Origin of the sequence: Kitasatospora sp. NPDC086009 (assembly GCF_044540385.1) — a bacterium.
Classification (GTDB): Bacteria; Actinomycetota; Actinomycetes; order Streptomycetales; family Streptomycetaceae; genus Kitasatospora.
Genome location: NZ_JBITSA010000007.1, coordinates 269,656 through 289,762, shown reverse-complemented (window position 1 = coordinate 289,762; position 20,107 = coordinate 269,656). Strand labels below are relative to the sequence as shown.

General features: G+C 73.3%; 15 protein-coding genes. 4 read left to right on the top strand and 11 right to left on the bottom strand.

What is annotated here, in order from left to right:
* The first annotated feature begins 277 nt into the window (after nucleotides 1–277).
* The 3 genes from ACIF6L_RS20025 (at nucleotide 278) to ACIF6L_RS20015 (ending at nucleotide 7,410) form a co-directional block, all read left to right on the top strand.
* Nucleotides 278–1,537, top strand: coding sequence for a phosphatidylserine/phosphatidylglycerophosphate/cardiolipin synthase family protein (locus ACIF6L_RS20025; protein WP_396486270.1), 1,260 nt, complete (start codon nucleotides 278–280; stop codon nucleotides 1,535–1,537).
* A gap of 321 nt (nucleotides 1,538–1,858) precedes the next feature.
* Nucleotides 1,859–2,359, top strand: coding sequence for a hypothetical protein (locus ACIF6L_RS20020; RefSeq protein WP_396486271.1), 501 nt, complete (start codon nucleotides 1,859–1,861; stop codon nucleotides 2,357–2,359).
* Nucleotides 2,356–7,410, top strand: a complete 5,055-nt coding sequence (locus tag ACIF6L_RS20015; protein WP_396486272.1) for a tetratricopeptide repeat protein — start codon at nucleotides 2,356–2,358, stop codon at nucleotides 7,408–7,410. The genes ACIF6L_RS20020 and ACIF6L_RS20015 overlap by 4 nt, the downstream gene beginning before the upstream one ends.
* Before the next feature lie 143 nt (nucleotides 7,411–7,553).
* Here the strand turns inward: ACIF6L_RS20015 and ACIF6L_RS20010 are convergent, their stop codons facing one another.
* The 3 genes from ACIF6L_RS20010 to ACIF6L_RS20000 all read right to left on the bottom strand — a co-directional run bounded on the left by ACIF6L_RS20010 (nucleotide 7,554) and on the right by ACIF6L_RS20000 (nucleotide 12,005).
* Nucleotides 7,554–8,549, bottom strand: coding sequence for a RimK family alpha-L-glutamate ligase (locus ACIF6L_RS20010; protein WP_396486273.1), 996 nt, complete (start codon nucleotides 8,547–8,549; stop codon nucleotides 7,554–7,556).
* Between the two features lie 282 nt (nucleotides 8,550–8,831).
* Nucleotides 8,832–10,709 (bottom strand): asparagine synthase (glutamine-hydrolyzing), encoded by a 1,878-nt coding sequence (asnB, locus tag ACIF6L_RS20005; RefSeq protein ID WP_396486274.1) that lies wholly within the window; start codon nucleotides 10,707–10,709, stop codon nucleotides 8,832–8,834.
* 36 nt (nucleotides 10,710–10,745) lie between these two features.
* Nucleotides 10,746–12,005, bottom strand: a complete 1,260-nt coding sequence (locus ACIF6L_RS20000; RefSeq protein WP_396486275.1) for an MFS transporter — start codon at nucleotides 12,003–12,005, stop codon at nucleotides 10,746–10,748.
* A gap of 91 nt (nucleotides 12,006–12,096) precedes the next feature.
* Here ACIF6L_RS20000 and ACIF6L_RS19995 point away from each other — a divergent pair, with 91 nt between their 5' ends.
* The gene (locus ACIF6L_RS19995; RefSeq protein ID WP_352294059.1) at nucleotides 12,097–12,636 is read left to right on the top strand and encodes a TetR family transcriptional regulator; all 540 of its coding nucleotides are present in this window, start codon (nucleotides 12,097–12,099) and stop codon (nucleotides 12,634–12,636) included.
* Nucleotides 12,637–12,780: 144 nt separating this feature from the next.
* On the opposite strand, the gene ACIF6L_RS19990 is transcribed toward ACIF6L_RS19995, so the two are convergent.
* The 8 genes from ACIF6L_RS19990 to ACIF6L_RS19955 form a co-directional block, all read right to left on the bottom strand.
* Complete coding sequence (locus ACIF6L_RS19990; protein WP_396486276.1) at nucleotides 12,781–13,203, bottom strand: holo-ACP synthase; 423 nt, start codon at nucleotides 13,201–13,203, stop codon at nucleotides 12,781–12,783.
* An 85-nt stretch (nucleotides 13,204–13,288) separates the two neighbouring features.
* Entirely contained in the window at nucleotides 13,289–14,449 is a 1,161-nt protein-coding gene (locus ACIF6L_RS19985) for an acyl-CoA dehydrogenase family protein (RefSeq protein ID WP_329485897.1), read from the bottom strand.
* Nucleotides 14,442–15,083, bottom strand: coding sequence for a hypothetical protein (locus ACIF6L_RS19980; protein WP_396486277.1), 642 nt, complete (start codon nucleotides 15,081–15,083; stop codon nucleotides 14,442–14,444). Before ACIF6L_RS19980 ends, ACIF6L_RS19985 begins: the two co-directional genes overlap by 8 nt.
* Nucleotides 15,083–15,928 (bottom strand): hypothetical protein, encoded by an 846-nt coding sequence (locus tag ACIF6L_RS19975; protein ID WP_396486278.1) that lies wholly within the window; start codon nucleotides 15,926–15,928, stop codon nucleotides 15,083–15,085. Before ACIF6L_RS19975 ends, ACIF6L_RS19980 begins: the two co-directional genes overlap by 1 nt.
* 11 nt (nucleotides 15,929–15,939) lie before the next feature.
* Nucleotides 15,940–16,194, bottom strand: a complete 255-nt coding sequence (locus ACIF6L_RS19970) for a phosphopantetheine-binding protein (protein WP_329485900.1) — start codon at nucleotides 16,192–16,194, stop codon at nucleotides 15,940–15,942.
* Nucleotides 16,195–16,428: 234 nt separating this feature from the next.
* Complete coding sequence (locus ACIF6L_RS19965; RefSeq protein ID WP_329485901.1) at nucleotides 16,429–17,703, bottom strand: type III PLP-dependent enzyme; 1,275 nt, start codon at nucleotides 17,701–17,703, stop codon at nucleotides 16,429–16,431.
* Nucleotides 17,700–19,067 (bottom strand): hypothetical protein, encoded by a 1,368-nt coding sequence (locus ACIF6L_RS19960; RefSeq protein ID WP_396486279.1) that lies wholly within the window; start codon nucleotides 19,065–19,067, stop codon nucleotides 17,700–17,702. The genes ACIF6L_RS19965 and ACIF6L_RS19960 overlap by 4 nt, the downstream gene beginning before the upstream one ends.
* Nucleotides 19,064–20,023 (bottom strand): 3-oxoacyl-[acyl-carrier-protein] synthase III C-terminal domain-containing protein, encoded by a 960-nt coding sequence (locus ACIF6L_RS19955; RefSeq protein WP_396486280.1) that lies wholly within the window; start codon nucleotides 20,021–20,023, stop codon nucleotides 19,064–19,066. The genes ACIF6L_RS19960 and ACIF6L_RS19955 overlap by 4 nt, the downstream gene beginning before the upstream one ends.
* Nucleotides 20,024–20,107 lie beyond the last annotated feature (84 nt).

The window sequence follows — 20,107 nt, the reverse complement described above, 5'->3', positions numbered from 1 at the left end:
CAGCATCGCCATAGGCAGGGTAACACCTCGGGGCCTCGGCGTGACGCGGCATTTCCGTGCCACCCGGCCACGGCGCCGGCACCGGGGCACCCGCTGCCGCCCGCCCCTGCCCGGGGTACCAGCTGCCCCCGCCCCTGCGCGGACGGGTGCGGTCAGCGGGGCGCGCCGGCGTACCGCCCACCCCTCGCCCCTCTGTTGACCGGCCCATGATCACTCTTAATGATCATGGGCGGTACAGTGACCTCCTGTATCGATGTGTCGACAGAGGGGGATACAGATGAAGGTCCGTACGACGGCGGGGCTGGCGGCGCTGGTCGTGGGCGCGTCGCTGCTCGGGGTCCCGATGGCAGCGGCCGAGGACACGCCGGTGGCGCTCACCGCCACGTTCAACAACCCGGCGGGGCCGGCCGCCTCCCAGGACGCCATCCGCAACCAGCTGATCTCCCTGATCAAGCGCACGCCGGCCGGAGCCGAGATCAACGGCTCGATGTACCTGTTCACCGACGGCGGTGTCAGCGCCGCGCTGATCGCGGCCAAGCAGCGCGGCGTGAAGGTCAGGCTCGTCGTGGACGGGGACGCCGTGCCGGCCTACGAGCCCGGCAGCAACCCGCCCAAGGCCACCGGGTCCGAGTACGCGACGCTCGCCGCGCCGACCGGCCTGGGCACCGACCAGAACGCCGACTCCTGGGTGCTGGCCTGTCCGGACACCCGCGGTTGCATCGGCAACCGGGCGCTGAACGACGACGACGACGGCGCGATCAACCACAACAAGTTCTTCCTGTTCTCCAAGGTCGGCAGCACCGAGAACGTGGTGTTCCAGACCTCTGCGAACCTCACCACCAGCCAGCGCAAGAACCTCTTCAACAACGCCGTCACCATCCCCGACGCCGGCTCCGGCCTCTACGCCGCCTACCGGACGTACTGGCAGGACCTCGTGACGTACGGCTCCTCCGGCAACGGCCTGGCGACGAACTACCTGAGCCAGCAGGCCGGCCCGTACAAGACGTACTTCTTCCCCCGCCAGGAGAGCGCGGGGACGGCCTACAACGACGACGCGTCCACCGACACCGTCGTCTCCCTGCTCGGCAACACGGACTGCGCGGGCGGCGCCACCCGGATCCGGATCGCCATGTACGCCTTCACCCGGGTCCAGGTCGCCGACAAGCTGGTCGAGCTGAAGAAGGCCGGCTGCCAGGTGGAGCTGCTGCACAACGGGGAGAGCGGCAACCTCGGCACCACCGTGAAGAACGCGCTGGCCGGCAAGCTCGACCTGGCCGCCCGCTGCTGGGGCACCGCGCCGAACGGCGACGGCACCACCCGGTCGATCGGCATCCACTCCAAGTACCTGCTGATCGAGGGCACCTACCTGGGCGCCGCCAACCGCAAGCTGGTGTTCACCGGGAGCCACAACTACACCTACCCGAACCTGCGGTCCCACGACGAGACCCTACTGAAGATCGACGACCCGGCCGTCCACGACGCCTTCAAGGCGAACTTCGAGGCGATCAGGACGAGCGGAGCCTGCACCGCCTGGTGACCTGCCCGCCGCACCGGCCGGCCGCGGGCAGCCAGGAGCGGCCGAGCCGACCGGTGCGGCCGGGTCTGCTGAGCGGTCGACAGACCCCCGGCCGCACCGCGAAGGCAGCCGACCGGAATGTCCGACGGTGGGTCGACCGCGAACCTCGGTGCTCGGCGAAGAGCTCCGCCGAGGTGGGACAGCCCACGCACGGACGGCTTCGGCCAGGGTGATGCCAGGACCCCTGTGACCGCGCTCACCCCGCTCGTTCCGCCCCCACCGCCCGCCGCTGATAATCCGTCACTTGTACGCTGTCGGCACCGGAAGTCAACGGAGGGGGCGATGATGACCAATCTGCCGACCACGGTCGACGGACTCGGAGGTCTTGCCGAGGAGGGCGCCATCGTTCTCGCCGGTGCCCTGGCCACGGGTGCGTTCGGTGTGGCCCGCGCGAGGATCGCCACGATGTTCGGACGGCTGGGCCCGAACCACGAGGCGGGCGCGGAGACACAGTTGGACGCCGACCAGGAGCTCGTCCGCGACGCGGCCCCGGAGGAGCAGGACGAGGTCCGCCAGGACATCGCGCCCGTCTGGCGGCGCAGGCTCGCCCGTCTGCTCAGGGACTGCCCCGAGGTCGAGCCGGAGTTGCGCGACCTGCTCGCCGCGCTCCGCGATGCGCTGCCCGAGGAGCGCCGGGGCTGGGTGCAGACGATCGTGGCCCGCGACAACGCCACGGTCTACGGCGCGCAGGGCGGGAACGTCATCCACTACCAGGGCGCCCACGCCCGTGAGGTGCCACCCCCGGACGGCGCTGCCGCGGACGGCGGGCAGGCCGAGGCGTGAGCGACGCCCGTACGGGACGCGCCGACGGGGCCCCGCCCGACCGACAACAGGCCACACCGCCCGGGCCGGCCCCACATGCCCTGCCCGCCCAGCGGGTCCAGGGGGCCCGGCACGTCCAACACATCCGTGCCGAGGGCGGCTTCGCCTACGGTGCCGTCGGCGCCGACATCCACGTGTTCGGTGACGGTACGCCGGTCTACCTGCTGCTGCGCCACCGGCGCCCGGCCGGTCCCGACCCGGCCTGGCTCAGGTCGCAGCCCAGCCGACTGCTGGACGCGCGTGCCGAGGTCGTCGACTTCACCGGCCGCGACACCGAGATGGCGGAACTGCTGGCCTGGCGTGACGCCGAACCGAGGTTCGCGGTGCGGTGGCTGCACGGGGAAGGCGGCCAGGGCAAGACCCGGCTGGCCGGGCGGCTGGCCGAGGAGTCCGAGCGGGCGGGCTGGGTGGTCGCGGAGGCCGTCCACGGGACGGACACCCATCCGCCGGCCGACGGCAGCCAGGATCTGCGTCTCGACGGGAGCGCCGGGGTGCTGGTGCTGGTCGACTACGCCGACCGGTGGCCGCTGTCCGACCTGAGCTGGCTGTTCCACAACATGATGCTCCGGCAGCCGGTCCCCGCGCGGGTGCTGCTCATCGGCCGGTCGGCGGGCCAGTGGCCCGCGCTACGGGGCAAGCTGGACCGGCTGCGGGAGAGCATCCACACCTCCGACCAGCTGCTGCGGCCGCTCGCCGACGACGGACAGCTCCGGGGCGCGATGTTCGACGCGGCCAGGGACTGCTTCGTCCGCCACTACCCCGAACTCGGCGCCCCGGCCCCGATCCGGCCGCCCCGGGACCTGCGTCACGCCGACTTCGGGCTGACGCTGGCCCTGCACATGGCCGCCCTCGTCGCGGTGGACGCGGCGGCCTGCGGCCGCACGCCACCGACGGACATGATCGGCCTCACCACCTACCTGCTGGACCGCGAGCGCGAGAACTGGAGCCAGCTCCAGGAGAACAGCGGGCGGGGCCTGGACTACGGCACGCCCGACGAGGTGATGGCGCGGACGGTGTTCACGGCGATCCTCTCCGGGCCGGTCGCCCGCACGCGAGCCGTGACCGTCCTGGAGCGGGTCATGCCCGGCGTGCCCGTCGACCGGGCTCTGGCCGACCACGCCGTCTGCTACCCGCCGTCCGACCGCGGCACCGCGCTGGAGCCGCTGTTACCCGACCGGCTGGCCGAGGACTTCCTCGCCCTGCTCCTGCCGGGCCACCCCGTCACCGGCTTTCCCACGGACGCCTGGGCCACCACTGTCCCCGCACGGCTGCTCACCGACGACCGCACGGCCTTCTGCGCGCCCCGCGCCGTCGCCTTCCTGGCCGCCGCGGCCGACCGGTGGCCGCATGTGGGCGGCACCGTGCTCTACCCCGTGCTGCGGGACCGGCCCGACCTCGCGCTCCGAGCGGGCAGCGCGGCCCTGAGCGGCCTCTCCGCCATCGGCGCCGACAGCGCCGACGGCGCCCACGGCCGCCCGATCGACCCGGAGCTGCTCATGGTGCTGGAGCGCGTGGAGCCGCTGCTGCCCGAGGGCGAGCACATCGACCTGGACGCCGGCGCCCTGGCCGTGGTCGAGCGGCTGACCGCGCACCGCCTGGACGGCCGCACGGACCCGGCCGAACGGGCCGGGCTGTACGGAACGTTGGGCAGGCGCCGGACCAACGCCGGCAAGTGGGGGCCCGCCCTGGCGGCGGCGGAGGAGGCCGCCAGGCTCAACCGGTGGCAGGCCGGGAACGACCCCCGGCACCGGGCCCGGCTGGCGGACTCGCTGACCGAACTCGGCAACGCCCTCGCCCGGCACGGGCGCTGGAGCGAGGCGCTGTCCCAGTCCCAGGGCGCCACCGCCCTCCTGCGCGAGCTGGCCGAGCACGACCCGGGCCACCGCCCCGCCCTGGCCCGGTCGTTGACGGACCTCGGAGGACGGTTCGCCGACTGCGGCCGGGCGCGCGAAGCCCTCGACGTCGCCGAGGAGGCGACGGCCCTGCGCCGGCGACTCGCGGCCGAGGACCCCGAGCGACAGTCGGCCCAGCTGGCCCGGGCCCTCAGCGGCCTGGGCGCCCTGCGCCTGCGACAGGGCCACCGGGACGAGGCCGTGGAGGCGGCGGAGGAGGCGGTCGCCGTGCTGCGGGGGCTGGCCGCGGTGCGGCCGGGCGACCACCTCGGGGATCTGGCACGGGCGCTGGGCAGCCTGGGGCGGGTGCGGCTGGAGGCCGGACGCCGCGAGCGGGCCGTCGAGGCGGCGCAGGAGGCGGTCGGCCTGTTCCGGCGCCTGGCCGAGGCCAATCCGGCCGTGCACCGGCCGCATCTGGTGACCTCCCTGGTCCACCTGAGCGCGACGCTCCCCCGCCGGACCGAACACGGCGACCGGACCTCCGGGCCTGCCCTGACCGCGGCCGAGGAGGCCGTGGTCCTGGCGAGGGAACTCGCCGAGGTCGATCCCGCGATCCACCGGCGCGGCCTGGGCCGGGCTCTGGAGGCGCACGGCGACCGGCTGGCCGAACTCGGCCGACGGGACGAGGCCGTCACGGTGCTGCGCGAAGCCGCCGACCTCTATCAGGCACTGGGCTCCGGCGGCAGCACGGCACCCTGGGAACTCACCGGCCTGCTAGGGCGGTTGGCGGCCCTGTACGGCGAGTCCGGGGCACCCGGCGACAAGGCGCACATGCTCCTCAACCTGAGCGCCCTGCCCTTCGGCGCGCCCGAGGAGCGCGTCGAGGTGGCCCGGCAGGCCGTCGAGCTGTACGCCGGGACGGACGAACGCGCCGCCGAGGCCGCCGCGCTGCTCAATCTGGGCACGGCGCTGGCCCGGGCCCGGCGGTACGAGGAGGCCGTGTCCGTCGGCCGGCGCGCCCTCGGGACCTCCCGCGAGCTGGGCTTCCGGGAGTTCGAGGCCGTGTCGCTCAGCAACCTGGCGGACCACCTGCGGCGCGCCGGGCGGTACGGGGAGGCGGTCGAGGCCGCCGACGCCGCCTGCGCCCTCGACGAGGAGCTCGGCCGGGAGCACGGCCACCCCTTCTACACCCGCGGTGAGGCCCTCCTCCAACTGGGCCGGAACGAGGAGGCGGTGGTCGCCCTGGAGCGGGCCGCCGACCTCTACGAGCGCACGGGCAGGCGGGAGTACGACGACAGCGGCGATCCCCTGGAAGAGGTCGACGCCCGGCACAGCCTCGGGACGGCGCTGTCGCGGAGCGGGCGACTCGCCGAGGCGACCACCGCGCTGCGACGTGCGGTGGCGCTCTACGAGGCCGCCGGAGAGCCCCGCCGGGCCAGGCAGGCCTCGCTCACCCTCTGCGCCAACCTGGTCGGTTCGGGGCAACTGGACCAGGCCCTCCCCCTCGCCGAGCGACTGCTCGCCCGCTGCCGGGCGGCGGGCGACCGGGAGCAGGAGGCCGTGGCGCTCTCCCAGTACGGCGCCGTCCTCCTGGAAGCGGGCCGGGTCGACGAAGCCCTCCCGCTGTGCCGCGAGGCGGCGGCGGCGCTGAACGGCCCGACCAGGCCGGACGATCCCCGCCACCCGGCGGCGGCCTGGCACAATCTGGGCCGGGCCCTGGAGCGCTCGGGGCGACCGTCGGAGGCCGTCGCACCGTGGCGCGAGGCAGCGCGGATGTGGGCGGAGCTCGGCGACCGCCGGTACGAGCGGGACGCCTGCTACGGGCTCGGCGTCGCCTGCTTCGCCCTTCACGACAACGCGGAGGCCGTCGACGCCTTCGAGCGGGCCGTGCGGCTGAGCCGGCGGACGGCCGACCGGTCGAGCGAGGCCGGGGCCCTGCTCGGCCTCACCGGCGCGCTGGTGGACGCGGAGGAGTTCGCCGAAGCGGTCGACGCCGGGCGCCTTGCCGTCGAACTGCTGCGGGAGTTGGGCCAACACGGCAGCGAAGGACTGGCGCTCGGTCAGCTGCACGACGCACTCACCCGGCTCGGCCGACCGGACGAGGCCACCGCCGCACTGGAGCAGGCGGCGGCCGCCCACCGCGCCGATCGCGACGCACGTGGCGAGGCCGCGGCACTCGTGCGGCTGAGCAACAGCCGGATTCGGGCGGGCCGTCCCGACGAGGCGATCAGCGGTGCCCGGCGTGCCGTCGATCTCTATGCGGCGGCCGGCGACCGGCTGGGCGAGGGGTCGGCGCTCCACAGTCTCGGCACCGCGCTGTCGGACGGCCGACGCTTCGAGGAGGCCGCGGCGGTCAACGGCCGCTGCGCCGACCTGATGCGGGACCTCGGTGAGCTCTGGCGCGAGGGGTCGGCCCTGCTCAATCAGTGCTCCGCGCTCCAGGAGACGCAGCGGTTCGACGCCGTGGCCGACGTGGCGGACCGGGCTGCGGCCGTCCATCGGACGATCGGCGACCGGCCCGGGGAGGTCAAGGCGCTGATCCTGCTGGCCATGGCGTCGCGGGAGACCGGCCGGGCCGAGGAGCGCCTCACCGCCGCCGGCCGGGCCACGACGGTGCCGCTGGAGCTCGGCGACCCGCTCCGGGCGATGGCCTGGTTCGAGTTCGGCGCGGCGCTCCACCAGGCCGGGCAGCAGGAGCGGGCGGCCGGAGCCTTCACCGAGGCCGCCGCGTCGTACCGGGCCTCGGGCAACCCGCGCTCGGCCGCGACAGCGTGGCTGAACGCGGGCGAGATGCATCTGCGGATCGAGCAGTGGCCCCGGGCGGTCGACCCCTGCCGACAGGCCGCCGCCCTCTTCGCGGCTCCCCCCGCCGACCACGGGAACGAGCTCACCGCCCAGGTCTCGCTCGGCAAAGCCCTGCTGGGAGCCGGTCACTACGTCGAGTCGACCCCGGTGTGGCGGCGGGCGGTCGATCTCGCTCGGGCCCTGGGAGCGCGCGAGACCGAGGGCACCGCCCTGTTCATGCTCGGCGCGGTCCTGGTCGACCTCGGAGAACTGCAGGAGGGCATCACCGTCAGCCGCGAGGCCGCGGCGCTCCTCCAGGCCTGCGGTCTGCGCTCCCAGGCCGAAGGGGCGATCCGCAACATGCGGGTGGGACTGGGGAAGCTGCGCAGCGGGTGACCGGATCAGCCGGCCGCGGCCTGCGGGCCCGGCGGTGTCGGCGAGCCGCGACGTTGAGGAGCCGCGGTGTTGGTGAGCCCGCGGTGTTGGTGAGCCGCACGCGGCCGGAGAAGCGGCAGGGGAACCGGGCAACGCGGCGGGGCTCACGCCGGTCGGCGGTCGCCTCGTCGGCCGGCACCGTTGGACGTCAGGTCCGGGTCTGCCGACAGGTGGGCACGGACGTAGGGGATGGCGACAGTCTCCACGGGCCGGTCGGGGTTGAAAGCAGGGTGGACGTTCACTTCGAAGACGACACCGCCGCTCTGCGCGGCGAGGTCGACGCCGGCGAAGGGCAGTCCGACGGACGCGGTGGCGGCCACCGCGAGTTCGGCGAGCCTCGGGGGAAGCCGGTCGGGGCCCAACACGGTGGTGCCGGCCCCCTGGGAGACGTTGCACGGCCGGTCCGGGTCACTCTGGTGGCGTTCGAAGGCGTGGACGACCTTTCCGTTCAGCACGATCACACGGTGCTGGTTGCGGCGGCCGTCGGCCGTGAAGTTCCCCGCATCGCGGGAGATGAGCCAGCCCTGCCCGGTGCTCCGGTAGAAGGCAGCGGCGGCCTTCAGCTGCTCGGTGCCGGTGACGTGGAAGACGTCCGCTCCGCCCATGCCGAGTGCGGGCCGTGCCCACACGTCCCGGCCCAGGCGGTGGAACGCGCTCAGCATGTCGTGCCAGGAGCCGTTCATTCGCAGAGTCTCCATCTGCGCGACGGAGTCCCGGCTGAACCGCTCGACCATCAGGGACTTGTCCGTCGCGACCCGCCACGCCTCGGGATCCGCCGCGAGCGTCCGCGCTCCGAACCGGCGCAGCAGGTCCTGGAATCCTTCGAGGTGGCGTCTGCGGTGGGGAGGTATCTCGAAGACCACGACCACCGGTTCGACGGCCACCGGGGCGCGGCCCGGCCGGCGGACCGTGAGGAGCCCTCCGGCCCGCTCAAGGCCTGCCGTCACGGGCCCGTCGTCGTACAGGAGCCGTGCGTCCAGCCGCACCGGACCCTGGCCCGTCACCCGGGCGATGGCGTCGGCGAGGATCTCGCGGCTGCCCTCCTTGGACCCGTGGTCGGTCACCAACAACAACGGCATCATCGTCTCAGTCAACACCATCGCTGCGCCAATTCCGAGTGAGAGAACACGAATTGGGCGGCGATCGGTTCCTGGTGGCATCCCTGTCCGGCCCTTCTGCCCGAGGCGTTCGTCGTTCGCGGACCGCCGGGGACCGCGACCCGCCCAGAGACCGGGGAGAGCGGGTACCCGGTATCCCGAGTACCCGCTCTCACGGACGGCTCGACGGTCGCCGATGGTCCCGCCGGCGCCCTGGCCGGGTACCGGTGCCGGACGGTCGGGCGGTCAGACGGTCAGACGGTCACGCGTCACGCGGTCACGCGGTCACGCGGTCAGGAGGCCGTCGTCGAGCCGGACGTCGTGGAGCCTGAGCCATGCGTCCAGCCGGACCGGGGGCTCGGTGAACACCGATCGCTGCATCATGGAGTAGGCGTTCTCGACCGGCGCGGCGAGGTGGGACCGGACGGCGTCGAGGTTCAGCAGCGGCCGCGCCGGGGCGTCCCGGTCGCCGGCGATCCGGGCGAGTTCGCGGTTGATGGCCCGGTCGTAGCCGAGGTCCTGGGTCGAGGGGTAGGGGGCCTTTCGGCGCTGTGCGATCGACCGCGGCAGCAGGTCCTTGGTGGCGTGGCGCAGCAGACTCTTCTCCCGCCCGTCGAAGGTCTTGAACGCCCACGGCGTGTTGTAGACGTACTCGACGAGCCGGTGGTCGCAGAACGGCACCCGGACCTCCAGGCCGGTCGCCATGCTCATCCGGTCCTTGCGGTCGAGCATCATCTGGAGGAAGCGGGTGATGTTGAGGTGGCTGGCGAGGCGCATCCGGCGTTCGAGGTCGCTGTCCCCGGGCAGGTGGGTGACCTGGCCGACGGCGGTGCGGTACTCGTCGGCGACGTACTCGGCCAGGTTGAGGGACTTGACCAGGCCGGGGTCGAGGAAGCTGGTCGCCTGCTCGCTCACCGGGACCCGGTTGATGGCGTGCCACGGGAAGGTGTCGGCCTGCGAGGCCACCGGGTCGTGGAACCAGAGGTACCCGCCGAAGACCTCGTCGGCCGACTCGCCGGAGAGGGCGACGGTCGAGCTCTCGCGGACCGCCTTGAACAGCAGGTAGAGCGAGGGGTCGTGGTCGCCGATGCCGTAGGGCAGGTCCCAGGCCCGTAGCACGGAGTCGCGGACGCCGGGGTCGACGAGCTGGGCGGTGTCGAGGAGGATCTCGCGGTGCTCGGTGCCGACGTGGCGGACGAGTTCGGCGGCGAACGGGGCGTCCGGCGCGTCCCGGAACTGCTCGGGCTTGAACTCCCCGGCCAGTCCGACGAAGTCGACGGAGAAGGTGCGGACCCGGCTGCCGTCCTTGGCGTCGAGCGAGCGCTGGGCCAGCGCGGTGAGGGCGCTGGAGTCGAGGCCGCCGGAGAGCAGCGCGCAGAGCGGTACGTCGGAGACCATCTGCCGGCTCACCGCGTCCTCGATGAGCTCGCGGACGGTGGCGACGGTGGTGTCGAGGTCGTCGGTGTGCGGGCGGGTCTCCAGCGACCAGTAGCGCTCCTCGCGCAGCCCGTCGCGGCCGACCCGCAGGATGTGGCCCGGCCGTACCTCGTAGAGGTTCTTCAACGGGGTCCGGCCGGGCACCCGGGCGAGGGCGAGGGCATCGCGCAGCCCGTCCAGGTCGAGCGTCGCGGTGCTCCGCGGGTTGGCGAGGATGGCCTTGGGCTCGGACCCGAAGAGCACGCCGCCGTCGATCGGGTAGTAGAAGAGCGGCTTGACGCCGAGGCGGTCGCGGACCAGGAGCAGTTCCTGCGTCCGGGTGTCCCAGATCGCCAGGCCGAACATGCCGTTGAAGCGGTGGACGAACTCGCTCCCCCACTGGAGGTACGAGCGCAGCACCACCTCGGTGTCGCTCCGGGTGAGGAAGCGGTGGCCGAGCAGGACCAGTTCCTCGCGGATCTCCTGGAAGTTGTAGACCTCGCCGCTGTAGCTCAGGACCACGAGCGGCCGGCCGTCCGGACCGGTCTCCGGGGTGGTCATCGGCTGGGCGCCGCCCTCGATGTCGATCACCGCGAGCCTGCGGTGGCCGAGCATCGCGTGCGGGGCGGTCCAGACGCCTTCGGCGTCGGGCCCCCGGCAGGCCATGGTGTCCGTCATGGCCTGCGCGGTCGCTCCCTCCCTGGTCAGGTCGCGACCGAAGTCCACCCAGCCGACTATTCCACACATCTCGGACATCCCTTTCGTCGAGTGATCGAGCGCGTTTCAGTGGTACGTATCGACCTTCGACGGCTCCGCCGCCGGGGTACGCGAGGACAACCGGTGCGCCAGCTCGGACAGGCCGAGGGCGGCCACCGCCAGCCCCGCTCCGATGAAGCTGATCCGGTCCGCGCCGATCGAGCTCATGCCGACCGCCCCGATGACGCCGGAGAAGGCGATGGCGAGGTAGAGGAAGGCCGCGTTGAGCGAGATCAGCAGGGGCGCGGACTCGGGTTCGAGGGTGATCAGACGGGTCTGCTGGGGGGCCGTGATGGCCCAGGCCGCGACACCGTACGCCACGATGACGACCAGCGCGGCCGGGTAGGAGCCCGTGGTCAGCGGGAGGACGACGAGGCTGAGGGCCAGCAGCACGATGGCGCCGCCCACCACCGGCCGGGCACCGATCCGGTCGACCAGCGCGCCGGCGTAGAAGTTGCCGACCGTCCCGGTCAGACCGAAGGCGAACATCAGGACCGCCAGCCTGGTGCCGCTGCCGCCGGTCGCGTCGGAGAACACCTCGGCCATGTAGGTGTAGACGATGTAGGCGGCGGTGAAGGCGACCAGCGTGGTCGCGAGCACGGTGACCACCCGGCGGTCGCCGAGCGGGGCGAGCCGCTGGCGCAGCCCGCCGGGGGCCGGCACGGACACCCGGGGCACCAGGGCCAGCACGCCGATCAGGCCCAGCGCCGTCAGCGCCGTGATGAACCACATCGTCGCCCGCCAGCCGAGGACGCTGCCGACCACGGTGCCGATCGGCGCGCCCAGGGCCGTCGCCGCCGTCAGCCCGGTGGTCACCGCGGCGATGGCCCGGCCCCGGCGTTCGGGTTCGACCAGACTGGCGGCCGTGACGCTGGCCGCGGGGATGTAGAGGCCGGCGCCCGCCGCGGCGATCATCTGCGCGACCAGGACGACCGCGAAGGACGGGGCGAGCCCGGTCGCGATCACGCCCGCCATGTAGAGCAGGACGGCGAGCTTGAGCACCCGGTGGCGGGGCCAGCCGGCGGTCAGGGTGCCGAGGACCGGCGACATCACGGCGCAGGTCAGCGCGAACACCGTGACGGTCTGGCCGGCGGTGGCGATCGAGACGTCCAGGGACTTGCTGAACTCGGGCAGCACCCCGGCGAGCACGAACTCGTCGGTACCGAGCGCGAAGGTGCCGAAGCCGAGCATCAGGACGGCTCGCCACGCACTCCTCGCCGATACCGCCTCGGGGTCGTCCTCGGCCATCAGCGCTGTTCCCGTGCCGGAATCGGTCAGCCGGGCCATGGGCCCTCCTTCATTCGGTACCGATCGGTTCTGTTTATGAGGACGGTACCGCTCGGTGCCGTTTGGGGTCAAGATCCGCTACCGTGGACCCATGGCGACCCATGCACGCGACCGCCTCCTCCAGACCGCGGAGGAGCTCTTCTACGCCGAGGGGATCCACGCCGTCGGCGTGGAGAGACTGCTGGCCGTCTCCGGGGTCGGCCGGGCGTCCTTCTACCGGCACTTCACCGGCAAGGACGCCCTGGTGGCGGCCGTCCTGACCCGTCGGGACGAGAGCTGGCGCGCCTGGCTCGAAGACGCCGTGGACGCCCGCGGGGGCGGACCGCTCGCGGTCTTCGACGCCCTCGCGGAGGGGGCGGCGGACGTCAACTTCCACGGCTGCGCGTTCATCAACGCCATGGCGGAGGTGTCCGACCCCGCCAGCGAGGTGTACCGGCTGGCGGCAGCGCACAAACAGGCGGTGACCGACTTCCTCGACCGCCTGCTCGAAGCCGCCGGGCACAGCCGGCACTCCGAACTCGCGCCGCAGTTCGCCCTGCTGATGGACGGCGCCATCGTCACCGCGATGCGCGAGCGCAACGCCGCACCGGCCCTGCTGGCCCGCCGGATGGCGGAGCGGCTCCTCGACTGAGCGCCGCCCCCGCCCCGGGAGGACCGGCGCGGCCCCGGCGGCCCCCGCGTCGGTCGGGCGGGCGGCGCACCGGCCCGGGGCGGGCGGCGTCTGCGGCGGTGGTGGCACGGGCTCTCCCCCTCTCTCGACTGTCCGGTTCGTCGGTCAGGGCCGGTGCCCGGCCCGGGCCACCGGCGGTGCGTCCGCCGCGACCCGGCCCGGTGTCCCGATGGCGGCGGCGATGACCAGACCCCGCTTGTGCGTGATCGAGACCCCGATGGCGGCGAGGCCGCGCTCCCGGGCCCTCAGCGCGGCCTCGCCGCCGAGCCGGACCATGGGCGCCCCGCCGTCGGCGCGCAGGACGCTCACCTGCCGGGGGGTCACTCCCCCGCCGAAGCCCGTGCCGATCACCTTCAGCACGGCCTCCTTGGCCGCGAACCGGCCGGTGAGGAACTCCCGGGCCCGCTCCGCCCCGTAGGAGTCCGCGATCTCCAGCTCCGCCGGCGCGTAGGCGTACACCCGGAACCAGGGCCGGCCGAGCAGCGCCGCCAGCTCGCCCTCCTGGAGGACGTCGACACCGATCCACACGGTCAGCGCACCCCCCGCCGAGGAGGCCGGACGACGCCGGCCCGGACGGCGGGCACGGCGCGGACGACGCCGGCCCGGACCGGGCTCACCGGAGGAACGTGCCCTTGAGCACGCCCTGGAAGACGGCCAGCCGCTGGATGTGCCCGGTGCCCTCCATGAACTCGAAGGCCCGCGCGTCCCGGTACAGCTTGTCGAGCAGCGGATCCGCCAGCAGGGCGCCCGGGCCCAGCAGTTCGGCGGCGGCCAGGGTGCTGCGCTCGGCGAGCTCGGCGGCACGCGTCTTGACCCCGGCGATCCGGTCCGCTCCCGTCCGGCCCGCGTCGATCGCGGCGGCCACCTCGTAGTTCCGGTGCCGCAGCGCGGCGAGGGCGTCCACCAGCTCGTCCAGCCGCAACCGGTCCGTACCGGTGAGCCCCGGACGCTCCTCCCGCACGTGGTCCAGCACCGCGCGGACCAGCCCCAGCGCCGTCCCGGCGAGCACCGGACGGAACCGCTGCAAGGTCCGGATGGCGCCGACCAGCCCGCGCCGGCTGGGCTTGAGCGTCTCGTAGCCGAGGATCTGCTCGCGCTCCACCCGGACGTCCTCGAACCGGATCGCGGAGATCCGCGCGCCGCGCAGGCCGACGGTCGGGATCAGCTCGGCCCGCAGGCCAGGCGCCGTGGTGTCCAGCAGCACCGCCTCGATGCCGAGCGGTCCCGGTGCCCGGCGGCAGAACACCACGCCCAGCTGCGCGAAGGCGGCGTTGCCCACGTAGCGCTTGGCGCCGTTCAGCCGGAAGCCGTCCCCGTCCGGGGTGAGCGCCGTCTCCAGTTCGGCGGCGGCGGACCCCTTCTCGGGCTCGGTCAGTCCGAAGAAGGTCCAGGTCGATCCGGGGGCCGCCACCCGCTCGTAGTAGGCCTGCCGCTGCTTGTCGTCACCCAGCGCGGCGACCGCCACGCCGGACATCAGCGGGCCGGGGCAGGCGAGCATGAAGCCCGCGTCTCCATAGCTCAACTCCTCGATGGCAATCGAGTGTTCGAGACAGGAGCTCATGTCGTAGGTGTGTCCGTCGATGCGCAGCGGCCGCTCCAGGTACTCCACCGGGACGGTGGCCTTGCGCATGATGTCCACCACGGGGAGGTGCAGCCAGCGGTCGATCGCCTCCGGGTCGCGGTCGATCTCCAGACCGATCCCGCGCAGCTCTCCCGCGGACTCGCGGATGTGGGACCTGAGCGCGGCTGTCCGGTGCGGGTCCGGCTCACTCATTCCCGTCCTCGTCTCGTTCTCGGCGGTCCGGCAGGAGGTAGGTGTTGCCCAGCAGTTCGGCGAGGTACAGCAGCCGGCCGGGGCCGTCGGCCACGAAGCCGCTCGCGCCGTACAGCTTGATCGCGACGCGGCCCGCGTCCACCAGCCCGCGGTGGATCCGGTGGCGGCGCGCGGCGGTGCGGTCGGGGATCGCCAACAGGTCGGCCGCCTCGGTGAGGGCCAGCGCGACGTCGGCCACCGCGCTCCGCACCAGCTGACGGTTGAGCAGGGTGGCGCCCTCCGAGGTGCGGTCGTTGAGCCGGACCACGACGGCGTCGAGCAGCCCGCGGAGCAGCTCCCGGTGGAGCCGGAGCAGCCCGTCGGCGAACAGCTCCCGGGCCCGGTCCGGCGACGGCACCCCGGGGCCGGTCACGGCGAGCGCGGCGAAGCCGCCCGGCACCGGGGCGCCCTCCGGCAGGCGCCCGGCCGAGGCGACGGCCCAGCCGCCGGCCGAGCTGACCAGCGCGCCCGGGCCCGCCAGCTCGTGGCAGGCGTCGAGCGCGGCGGCGAAGTCCCGCAGAGCCGCCGCGGCCCCGGCGCTACCGGTGCCGGCGCCGCCGGGCGCCGTCCGGGGCGGGGTGTCGACCGGCGGCATCAGAGCGCCCCCTCGCCGGAGGCCGCGGTCCCGGCGGAGTCCGAGGCCAGCACGGCCAGGTGGCTCTCGCCGGAGCGCGGGTCGGTGTCGCAGAGCAACACCGTGGCGTACCGGTGCTGCCAGGAACGCCAGTTCCGGGCCAGTGCCAGCCAGACGCTGGTGCAGTAGCTGCCGGGCTCCACCCGGTGCCGGGGGCCGTCCTGGTCCAGCTCCCGCCGGTCGAACCAGGGCCCGGTGACCACCAGCGTGCCCGCCGGGTCCTTGGCGGCGAGCTCCCCGAGGCGGTCGAGGGGCGACTCGGTGGCGGGGATCGTCTCGACCCCCGCCACCCGGGGTCCGCCGGTGGTGCCGAGGACCAGCACCACCCCGGAGTCGACCAGGCCGTTGTCGTGGACCAGGGGGAACCGGGTCGGCAGGGTGGTCTGTTCGAGGACGGCGAGCACAGCCGTGCGGCTCCGGCCGGCCCGCTGGAAGGCGGAGACGACCCGCAGCGCGGTGAACGGTGCGGCCAGGCCCTGCTGGCCGATGCCGAGGTTGTTGGCGGACCCGCCGCCGAGCAGCCGGTCGAGGTAGGGCGCGATGGCGACGAACGGCGTCACGTCCGGCAGTGCCTGCGCCACGATCACCAGGTCGGGCGCGCTGTCCCGGACGCCCTCGATCGCCGCGAGCCGGTCGACCAGGTCTCGGTGGGTGACGTTCGGCGCGGCGCGCAGCAGGTCCGGCGCCACCTCCAGGCCGAAGGGCTCGACCAGGTCGCGGTAGTAGGAGAGCGTCGCCGGGTCCTCGTCGTACGGCCGGCGCGGCGGGGAGACCACCGCGCCGGCGCCCTGGAGGGTCGTGGACATCGCGGTCTCCCTCATGCCCCGTCGGCCTGGGCCAGGACGTAGTCGGTGAGAGTGCCCACCGACTTGAAGTCGTCCATGTCCAGGGCTTCCGGGTCCACCGAGATCTCGACCGTGTCCTCCAGAACCATCAGCAGTTCCAGGACGGAGGTGGAGTCCAGGTGCAGGTCCTCGAAGAGCCGGGCGTCCTCGGTGATACCGGTGACGGCCCGCTCCAGGACCTCGCTGAGAGCGGCCTCCACCGCGGACACCACGTTCTGACGTTCCATGTTCCGGTTCACTCCTCTGTGCCGGGGCTGTCGGGGCCGGTCTGGGCTTGTCTGGGCCGGTCTGGGCTTGTCTGGGCTGTCTGGGTTGTCGGGGCTGGCGGGGCTGGCGGGGTTGTCGGGGTTGTCGGGGTTGTCGGGGTTGTCGGGGCTGTCGGTGGCTCTGTCACGGTCGCGCGGTCGGGGACTTCGCGGCTGCCGCGGCTGCTGGGGCTGCCGGGAACGGCCGCCGACCGGTCAGTCGAAGTCGACGAGGTGCTGCTTGGCGAGGATCTCCTCGCGGCGGTCCCGCTCCCGGACCAGGTGCGCGGCACCGTTGTGGACCAGGACCTCGGCGGGGAATCCGTGGCTGAGGAAGAGCCCGGGGGAGGCGGTCGGCCCGTAGGCGCCGGAGCGCTCGACGCCCAGCAGGTCGCCGGCCTCGACCGGCGGCAGGGCGACCTTCTTGCCGATGACGTCGTTGGGCGTGCAGAGCGGCCCGGTGACGGTGTACGTGTCGCTGGGCTCGTCCCGGTACCTGGTCAGCGAGCGGATCGGGAAGTTGCGCTTGACGAAGCTGCCGACGCCGACCGCCGCCATGTGGTGGTTGGTGCCGCCGTCGGCGACCACGAAGCGTTCGCCGAGGGACTCCTTCACGTACAGCGCGCGCACCACGTAGGTACCGGCGTGCGCGGTCAGGTAGCGGCCGAGCTCGTTGATCAGCCGGCAACCGGGGTGCGCCCGGACGAAGGGCTCGACGACCTCGTTGATGCCGGCGAGGACGGCCCCCAGGTCGAGGTCCTTCTCGTTGTCGAAGTAGGCGACGCCGAAGCCGCCGCCGAAGTCGACGGTCTCCAGCGGGATGCCGAGCGTCTGCGACAGCTCCTCGGCGATCACCAGGATCTGCCGGGTGTTGTGCACCAGGTCGTCGGCGTTCAGGAACCGGGTGCCCATGTAGGCGTGGAAGCCGCGGACCCGGACCCGGCGCAGTGCGTCGATCACCGGGCGGGAGCGGCGCAGCAGTTCCGCGTCGATGCCGAACTGGCGCGGTTTGCCGCTCATGGCGAGGCCCGAGCCCTTGGTGTGGAAGTCGGGGTTGACCCGGAGCAGGACCGGCACCTCCGCCCGCCCGGCCTGTTCGGCGATCTCCTCCAGGAGGCGCAGCTCGTCCAGCGACTCGCAGACAATGGCGTGCAGGTTCGCCGCGACGCACGCCTCCAGCTCGGCGCGGGTCTTGCCCGGCCCCAGGAAGATCACGTTCTCCGGCGCGATGCCGGCCCGCTGGACGGTCATCAGCTCGACCAGGGAGGAGATCTCGGCGCCGGCGCCGAGCGAGCCGAGGTAGCCGCAGACGGCGACGTTGGGGTTGGCCTTGAGCGAGAGGAAGACGTCCACCGCGGGGTGGAGCCCCTCGCGCAGCGACTGGTAGACGGTGCGCAGCACCTCGGCGTCGTAGACGAACAGCGGGGTGCCGAACTGCTCGGCGATCCGCGAGACCGGTACCCCCTGCACCCTCAGTTCGCTGGTGTTCATGGCGTCCTTTCGGTGGTGCCGAGACGGTGGAGCGCCTCGGTGGTCCGGCGGTCGAGGTCGCCGAGGCCGTGCCGGTCGGCGGCGAAGAGCAGGGTGTAGAGCCGGCCGTCGAACGGGAGGGAGGTGCCGGCCTGCGCGTTGACCGTGCCGAAACAGGTGACGACCAGCCCGTTGCCGTCGACGGGCGGCCGGGCGAGGTCCCCGAGGGCGTGGGCCACCTCGTCGAAGGAGACCGGGGCGGAGATCCGCAGTGGGTAGTGCTTCGCCAGCGCGGCCCCGCCCGGGGCGAGGAAGCGCTCGGTGACCTGCCCCTGGTAACTGGACATGTTCAAACGGGCGTTGATCTCCAGGACGGGGTACACCAGATCGTCCTGCCCGAGCAGCGCGTCCACGCCGACCACGCCGAAGAAGCCGTCCTCGAAGAGCCGGGCACCCAGCCGCTCGGCGGCTGCGACGAGGCCCTCGTGCTGGACGGGCGAGAGCGCGGCGGGCATGACGTGCCCGAGGTGGACGCCGCCGGAGGTCAGGGCCTCCTTCGCGAAGTCGAACCTCACCCGCCCGTCCCGGGCGATGGTGAACTGGTAGTTGAGATCGAACCGCTTGGGCAGGAACCGCTCGACGACGACGTGGATCGCGTCGTCCCCGCTGCTTCGCGCGCGGCGGTCGACCATGCGCAGCAGCCGGTCGGCCTTCTTACGGGTGTCGAGCACGATCAGGCCCTTGCCGGAGACGCCGTAGGCGTCCTTGACGATCACCGGCCCGCCGTCGCCCAGCGAGTCGCCGAGCGCCCGGTGGAGCTCGCCCACCGTCTCGCAGGTGAAGCCGGGGATCGCCCGCAGGCCGAGCTCCTCGGTCAGCCGGCGGCTGTAGATCTTGCTGTTGACCCGCGCCGAGGTCCCCGGACCGGGCACCGCGGGGCGCAGCCCGGTCCGCCGGCAGATCTCCTGCTCCAGGGGGGAGTTGCCCATCGGCATCAGATAGGCGCCGCCGCCCGCGAGCACCCGCAGCCGGTCCAGCAGCTCCGGGGAGTCGAGGACGGCCCCGCTGGTGCCGTCCTCGCCGGCCGGCGCCCGGGTGATCAGTTCGGTGGGCGCGCCGAGCCCGGTCTTCTCCGCGTACGCGCGGTAGCCGGGATCGAGCGGGCGGTCGAGCAGCAGGTGGTCGGTCGGCTCGGCGAGCAGGGCGCCGAGCTCCTCCATCCGCTGCACGGTCGCGGCGGTGGTGGTGATCCGCGCCGCCGGGAGCCCGGTGTGGCCGCGCGCCCACTGGTTCTCCACCTCGAAGTTGCAGAGCCAGACGAACCGCGCTTCGCGGTCGCCGGTCAGCGCCTCCTTGAGGTCCGCCGTGTAGGCGGTGCCGGTCATGGGGTGCCTCCCTCGCGGTGGGTGATGACCATGGCGCCGAAGGTGGCGCCCAGGCCGACCGAGACCAGGACGTAGTGGCCGCCGTCGACCAGCCGGCCCCGCTCGCGCAGGGTGGTGTAGTTGAGGAACACGTCCGAGGCGAAGCAGTGGCTGTAGAGCGGGATGTTGTCCAGGAAGAAGCGGTCCGGGTCGGCGCCCATCCGCTGGATGGTGTGGCGCCAGGAGACGGCGTTGACGTTGTGCGGGATGACCAGGTCGATCTCGTCGAAGCTCAGGCCGGCCCGGCGGACGGACTCCTCGATCACCTCGCCGAGCACGGTGGCGTAGTCCTGGCCGAAGGCGCTGATCTCCTGCTGGGTCATCTCCAGGCCCGCCGCGTAGGCGCCGAGGGTGCGGGTCAGATACGAGCGCACCTCGTCGCCGGGGCCGCCGACGGTCAGCAGGCAGGCGGAGGCCGCGTCCGCCATCACCGCGCTGTTCGGGATCAGCTGGACCTTCGGGGAGTACGCCCGCTCCCCCGTGACCATCAGCGCGTACGCGCCCTCGGGCGCCTCGGCCCGCAGCAGCTCGCCGGCCAGGTCGATGGCGCCGAGGCTGCTGACGCACGCCTGCTGGGTGAGGGCGAAGGCCTCGGCGTCGTGCAGCCCCAGCTTCGCCCGGATGACCCGGGCGGCGTCGATGTGCGGCGGGGCGAGCGTCTGCATGGTGTGCGCGTAGATGACGTAGTCGACCCGCCGTCCTGCGGGAAGCGCCGCCAGAGCACGGCGGGCCGCGGGAAGCACCAGGTCGAAGAGGCCGGTCCCGGGATCGAACCGCAGCCGGTCGAGGCCGTAGATCTTCCGGAACACGCCCACTTCGGCGCGGCGCAGCCCCAGGCTCTCGGCGAGGTCGTCGATCCGCACGCTCCGTTCGGGGAGGAACGACTCGATCCTCTCCAGTGTGGTCACGCCACCCATCCGGGTACTCCCCTCATCCGCCCGCTCCTCATCCGCTCCCTCCTCATCCGCCCGCTCCTCCTCTGCTCCCTCCTCATCCGCCCG

What these genes read in the sequence shown, in the direction of transcription:
- ACIF6L_RS20010 (WP_396486273.1), bottom strand. Translation starts at nt 8,549, where the DNA reads ATGGTGTTGACTGAGACGATGATGCCGTTGTTGTTGGTGACCGACCAC.
- ACIF6L_RS19965 (WP_329485901.1), bottom strand. Translation starts at nt 17,703, where the DNA reads ATGAACACCAGCGAACTGAGGGTGCAGGGGGTACCGGTCTCGCGGATC.
- ACIF6L_RS19980 (WP_396486277.1), bottom strand. Translation starts at nt 15,083, where the DNA reads ATGCCGCCGGTCGACACCCCGCCCCGGACGGCGCCCGGCGGCGCCGGC.
- ACIF6L_RS19955 (WP_396486280.1), bottom strand. Translation starts at nt 20,023, where the DNA reads ATGGGTGGCGTGACCACACTGGAGAGGATCGAGTCGTTCCTCCCCGAA.
- ACIF6L_RS20020 (WP_396486271.1), top strand. Translation starts at nt 1,859, where the DNA reads ATGATGACCAATCTGCCGACCACGGTCGACGGACTCGGAGGTCTTGCC.
- ACIF6L_RS20025 (WP_396486270.1), top strand. Translation starts at nt 278, where the DNA reads ATGAAGGTCCGTACGACGGCGGGGCTGGCGGCGCTGGTCGTGGGCGCG.
- ACIF6L_RS19960 (WP_396486279.1), bottom strand. Translation starts at nt 19,067, where the DNA reads ATGACCGGCACCGCCTACACGGCGGACCTCAAGGAGGCGCTGACCGGC.
- ACIF6L_RS19975 (WP_396486278.1), bottom strand. Translation starts at nt 15,928, where the DNA reads ATGTCCACGACCCTCCAGGGCGCCGGCGCGGTGGTCTCCCCGCCGCGC.
- ACIF6L_RS20000 (WP_396486275.1), bottom strand. Translation starts at nt 12,005, where the DNA reads ATGGCCCGGCTGACCGATTCCGGCACGGGAACAGCGCTGATGGCCGAG.
- ACIF6L_RS19995 (WP_352294059.1), top strand. Translation starts at nt 12,097, where the DNA reads ATGGCGACCCATGCACGCGACCGCCTCCTCCAGACCGCGGAGGAGCTC.
- asnB (WP_396486274.1), bottom strand. Translation starts at nt 10,709, where the DNA reads ATGTGTGGAATAGTCGGCTGGGTGGACTTCGGTCGCGACCTGACCAGG.
- ACIF6L_RS19970 (WP_329485900.1), bottom strand. Translation starts at nt 16,194, where the DNA reads ATGGAACGTCAGAACGTGGTGTCCGCGGTGGAGGCCGCTCTCAGCGAG.
- ACIF6L_RS19985 (WP_329485897.1), bottom strand. Translation starts at nt 14,449, where the DNA reads ATGAGTGAGCCGGACCCGCACCGGACAGCCGCGCTCAGGTCCCACATC.